The organism is Pseudomonas sp. NDM, assembly GCF_003105095.1.
Classification (GTDB): Bacteria; Pseudomonadota; Gammaproteobacteria; order Pseudomonadales; family Pseudomonadaceae; genus Aquipseudomonas; species Aquipseudomonas moraviensis_A.
Genome location: NZ_QETJ01000244.1, coordinates 1 through 5131, shown reverse-complemented (window position 1 = coordinate 5131; position 5131 = coordinate 1). Strand labels below are relative to the sequence as shown.

Annotated in this window: 5 protein-coding genes; 2 read left to right on the top strand and 3 right to left on the bottom strand. The window is 59.9% G+C overall.

The annotated features are described in order from the left end of the window. Positions 1 to 74: 74 nt before the first annotated feature. From DCO47_RS25640 to DCO47_RS25630, 3 genes are all read right to left on the bottom strand, one after another. Positions 75 to 830 carry a DeoR/GlpR family transcriptional regulator gene (locus tag DCO47_RS25640; protein WP_007953179.1) on the bottom strand — a complete coding sequence of 252 codons (756 nt, stop codon included), beginning with the start codon at positions 828 to 830 and terminating at the stop codon, positions 75 to 77. A gap of 95 nt (positions 831 to 925) precedes the next feature. Beyond that, positions 926 to 2428, bottom strand: a complete 1503-nt coding sequence (glpK, locus tag DCO47_RS25635; protein WP_042607375.1) for a glycerol kinase GlpK — start codon at positions 2426 to 2428, stop codon at positions 926 to 928. 77 nt (positions 2429 to 2505) lie between these two features. Continuing rightward, positions 2506 to 3357, bottom strand: a complete 852-nt coding sequence (locus tag DCO47_RS25630; protein ID WP_065616663.1) for an MIP/aquaporin family protein — start codon at positions 3355 to 3357, stop codon at positions 2506 to 2508. Positions 3358 to 3708: 351 nt separating this feature from the next. Here DCO47_RS25630 and ybaK point away from each other — a divergent pair, with 351 nt between their 5' ends. Then, positions 3709 to 4179 carry a Cys-tRNA(Pro) deacylase gene (ybaK, locus tag DCO47_RS25625; RefSeq protein ID WP_116659203.1) on the top strand — a complete coding sequence of 157 codons (471 nt, stop codon included), beginning with the start codon at positions 3709 to 3711 and terminating at the stop codon, positions 4177 to 4179. Between the two features lie 99 nt (positions 4180 to 4278). Beyond that, positions 4279 to 5061 carry a PhzF family phenazine biosynthesis protein gene (locus DCO47_RS25620; RefSeq protein WP_064365094.1) on the top strand — a complete coding sequence of 261 codons (783 nt, stop codon included), beginning with the start codon at positions 4279 to 4281 and terminating at the stop codon, positions 5059 to 5061. Positions 5062 to 5131: the final 70 nt, after the last annotated feature.

The following is a 5131-nucleotide window of genomic DNA, read 5'->3' as shown; positions in this document are numbered from 1 at the left end:
GCAGCTCCTACAGGAGGAATGCATTCCAGATGTAGGAGCTGCCGAAGGCTGCGATCTTTTGATGCCTGGAAGCGTTAAACGACTTCCAGACGAATCTTGTGCTGGCTCAGCAACTGCGCCAGCGCCGGTACCGGCTGCTGATCGGTGACCAGGCAATCGATCAGGCTGATCGGCCCCAGTCGGATCATCGCGTTGCGCCCGAACTTGCTCGAGTCCGCCGCGAGAATCACCTGCCGCGCGTTGGCAATGATCGCCTGGCTCACCCGCACTTCCTGATAATCGAAGTCGAGCAGGCTGCCGTCCTCATCGATCCCGCTGATGCCGACCAGGGCGAAATCGACCTTGAACTGGTTGATGAAGTCCACGCTCGCCTGACCGACCACACCGCCGTCCCGCCGCACGTTACCGCCGGTCAACAGCACATCGAAATCATCCTTGGCGCTGAGCATCGAGGCGACGTGCAGGTTGTTGGTGATGATTTTCAAGTGACTGTGATTGAGCAGGGCGCGGGCGATCGATTCGGTGGTGGTGCCGATGTTGATGAACAGCGAGGCGTGATCGGGGATCTGCGCGGCGATGGCTTCGCCGATGCGTTGCTTTTCGTCGCGCATCTGATCGGCGCGCATCGCGTAAGCGGTGTTTTCAACGCTGGAATCGTAAGCGGCGCCACCGTGGTAGCGACGCAGCAGATTGGCTTCCGCGAGCTGATTGATATCGCGGCGGATGGTTTGCGGGGTGACAACGAACAGCGTGGCCATCTCCTCGATGCTCACATAGCCGCGTTCGCGGACCAGCTCGAGGATTTGCTGCTGACGGGGAGGCAGATTCATGGGGCTTCCTTTGGGCTGCCAAGCAAAATTTGCCCATGATGCCGCAGGAATCTGCTCCCTACCAGTTTCCAGCTTTAGTCAGTCCTCAGCCTGGCTTATTCAGCGTCCTCACGCGCCCAGTCGCGGGTACGGCTGACGGCTTTTTTCCAGCCTTTGTAGAGTTTCTCTTTCTCGACTTCATCAAGGCTCGGTTCGAACTCGCGCTCGATCACCGCTTTGCCGCGCAGTTCTTCCAGGCTGCCCCAGAAACCGCAGGCCAGACCAGCCAGGTAAGCCGCGCCCAGTGCAGTGGTCTCGCGCATTTGCGGGCGTTCGACCTGGGTGCCGAGGATGTCGGCCTGGAACTGCATGAGGAAGTTGTTCGCCACCGCGCCGCCGTCCACACGCAGGGCCTTGAGGCGTTCGCCGGAGTCCTGTTGCATGGCGTCGAGTACGTCGCGGGTCTGGTAGGCAATCGATTCCAGCGCGGCGCGGATGATGTGATCCACGCGCACGCCGCGAGTCAGACCGAACAGCGCACCCCGGGCATACGGGTCCCAGTACGGGGCGCCGAGGCCGGTGAAGGCCGGCACCAGATAGACGCCGTTGCTGTCCTTGACCTTGTTGGCGAAGTATTCAGTGTCGTGGGCGTCGTTGACGATTTTCAGTTCATCGCGCAGCCATTGCACGGTCGAACCGCCGTTGAACACTGCACCTTCCAGAGCATAGGCAACTTCGCCGCGCGGGCCGCAAGCAATGGTGGTGAGCATGCCATGCTGGGATTTCACCGCTTTGTCGCCGGTGTTCATCAGCAGGAAGCAACCGGTGCCGTAAGTGTTTTTCGCCTGGCCCGGCTCTACGCACATCTGCCCGAACAGTGCCGCTTGCTGGTCGCCGGCAATACCGCCGATGGCGATGCCGCTCTTGGTGCGACCGTAGATTTCCGAAGAGGCTTTGACTTCCGGGAGCATCTCGCGCGGGATGTCGAGAATCTCCAGCATCTTCGAATCCCACTCCAGCGAGTGAATGTTGAAGAGCATGGTGCGCGAGGCGTTGGTGTAGTCGGTGACGTGTACCTTGCCGCCGGTGAATTTCCAGATCAGCCAGCTATCGACGGTGCCGAACAGCAGCTCGCCATTGCGTGCACGCTCGCGGCTGCCTTCGACGTTGTCGAGGATCCACTTCAGTTTGGTGCCGGAGAAGTACGGGTCGGTGACCAGACCGGTGGTGTCACGGATGTAGTCTTCGTGGCCGTCGCGCTTGAGCTGCTGGCAGATCTCGGTGCTGCGGCGGCACTGCCAGACGATCGCGTTGTACACCGGACGGCCGGTGGTCTTGTCCCAGACCACGGTGGTTTCACGCTGGTTGGTGATACCGATCGCGGCCACCTGGTCGTGATGCAGGCCGGCCTGCGCCAGTGCCTCAACCATCACTGCGCTCTGGGTGGCGAAGATTTCCATCGGGTCGTGCTCGACCCAACCGGCCTGCGGGTAGTGCTGAACGAATTCGCGCTGGGCGGTGCAGACCACGTTCGCATCGCGGTCGAAAATGATTGCGCGGGAGCTGGTCGTACCCTGATCAAGGGCAATGATGTAGTTCTTGTTCTGAATGTCGGTCATGTCGATTGCCTTGGACGAAAAAAACGAGAGTGGGCCATGGCGCAGGCTCGGATGGGCAGGAGCCGGCGCCGACTGTTTCAAGAAATTCTTGGTTTGCCGTCAATGGCCGGTTCTGCATCCTTTGTAGCAGGTGTGGCGCCGGTCAGGTGACGGGCGATGAGCCCGCGATACCCGGCAGCGCCGAGGCAGGCACCGACAATCGGTGCAAAAATCGGAATCAGGAAATACGGAATATCTCGACCGCCAGTGAAGGAAATTTCACCCCAACCGGTAAAGAAAGTCATCAGTTTCGGACCGAAGTCCCGCGCCGGGTTCATCGCAAAACCGGTCAGCGGGCCCATCGCACTGCCGATCACGGCAATCAGCAGACCGATCAGCAGCGGTGCCATCGGGCCTCTTGGCAGGCCGTTGTTGTCATCGGTCAGGGCCATGATCACGCCCATCAGGATCGCGGTGATGATCATCTCGACCAGAAAGGCCTGAGCCGTCGACAGCACCGGGTTCGGGTAAGTGGAGAACACCGAGGCCAGTTCAAGACTGGCGGCCGAACCGCGAACCATCTGGTGGGTTTGTTCGTAATCGAAGAACAGGTTGCTGTACAGCGTGTAGACCAGCAGCGCGCCGCAGAAGGCGCCGGCAATTTGCGCGAGGATGTAGAACGGCAGTTTGCGCTTTTCGAAGTCGGCGAAGATTGCCAGAGCGATGCTCACGGCCGGATTGAGGTGCGCGCCGGATACCCCGGCGGTGAGGTAGATCGCCATGCTCACGCCGACACCCCAGATGATGCTGATTTCCCACAGGCCGAAGCTGGCGCCCGCGACTTTGAGCGCGGCGACACAACCGGTGCCGAAGAAGATCAGTAGGGCGGTGCCGAGAAACTCGGCCATGCATTGGCCGGAAAGCGAAGGTTGCGGTAAAGCAGCTGTCATTGAAAACCTCGGTTCTTTTTCTTGTGTGGCGCCTTGCCAACGGAGCAAGGCGCGATCTTCACCGGGTCGGAATCCCCATTCGCTTCCCGGGTTACTGCTGGGTCCTGCGCGGAGCATGATTCTTACATTATTCAGATTCGAAAAAATATAGACAAGAAACAAACCTGTCAAAGGTCGAAAGTGAACTGTCAGTCACAATATAACTATTCGCTGCATGAATGATCAGCGCGGCTCCCCGGGTGCATGGACCTGCAGACCACGGGAATCGCGGCTTGGAATAGAGCCTTTTAACCCACGATGACCTAGAATCGGCCGCAGGTTTTTTCTGAGATTGCCGAACCCGGAGTTGCCATGACCCCTGCGTTGGACTTGTTGAAAAAAGTTCGTGCCGAACATCGCGTGCACAGTTACGAACATGATCCGAAGGCCGCGTCTTATGGGCTGGAGGCAGCGGAGAAGCTCGGGCTCGAACCGGCGCAGGTGTTCAAGACCCTGCTGGCCGGTAGTGAGAAAGGCGAATTGCTGGTCGCCGTAGTGCCGGTCGTCGGAACGCTCGACCTCAAGGGGCTCGCGCATGCCGCCGGAGTGAAGAAAGCCGAAATGGCCGACCCGGCTGCCGCGCAACGTTCGACCGGCTACCTGTTGGGCGGTATCAGCCCGCTCGGGCAGAAGAAACGCCTGCGCACCTTCATCGATAATTCCGCTCAGGGTTTTGCGACTATTTACGTGAGTGCCGGGCGGCGAGGGCTGGAGGTGGAACTGGCGCCAGCAGTACTGGCCGCGCACACCCAGGCGACGTTCGCCGATATCGGCCGGGCGTAACAAGAGCGCTCGCTGTATGAAGAAAAAATTGCGTTTCTGTCACTGGCACTGATCCGGGCCGCCGTTGCATGCTCGGTCGACCAATTCAGGGGGAAAACCATGCAGCTTGCGTTTCATCAGGTCGACGCGTTCAGTGATCGGCCGTTCTGTGGCAACCCGGCGATGGTCTACCGGCTCGACAGCTGGCTGGCCGATGACTTGATGCAGAAGATCGCCGCCGAACACAATCTGGCAGAAACCGCATTTCTGGTGCGCGAAGGGCAGGCCTGGCATATCCGCTGGTTCACGCCGACTACTGAGGTGCCACTCTGTGGGCATGCGACGTTGGCGAGCGCGTTTGTGCTGTATGAAATCCATAAGGAAAGTGCAGCGCGCATCGACTTCACTTGCAAGTCTGGTGCGCTGAGTGTCAGCCGTGAGGGCGACCTGTTATGGCTGGATTTCCCGACCATCGTACCTTCGGAAATCGGCGTGACGCTGGATGTCGAGCGGGCGCTCGGTGTTGAGGCTGTCGACGTGTTGGGCTCGAACGAACTGTTCGTGGTGCTGGAGTCGGAACAGGCCGTGCTCGACTGCAAACCCGATATGGCTGCGCTGGCGAAACTGCCGTGGCTGGGTGCGATTGTCACTGCGCGCGGCAATCAGCACGACTTCGTCTCGCGCTATTTCGCCCCGGCGATCGGCATCAACGAGGACCCAGTGACCGGTTCGACGCACTGCAGTCTGATTCCGTACTGGGCCAAGCGCCTGGGCAAATCGAACCTGACCGCGTGCCAGCGCTCGGCGCGGGGCGGTGAATTGTTCTGTCGGCTGGAAGGGGAGCGGGTGAAAATTGGTGGCAATGCGACGTTGGTGGCCAGCGGCACCCTGCATCTGAGCTGACCGCAATCCCTTGTAGGAGTGAGCCTGCTCGCGATAGCGGTCTATCAGTCAACATCTTCGGCGACTGATT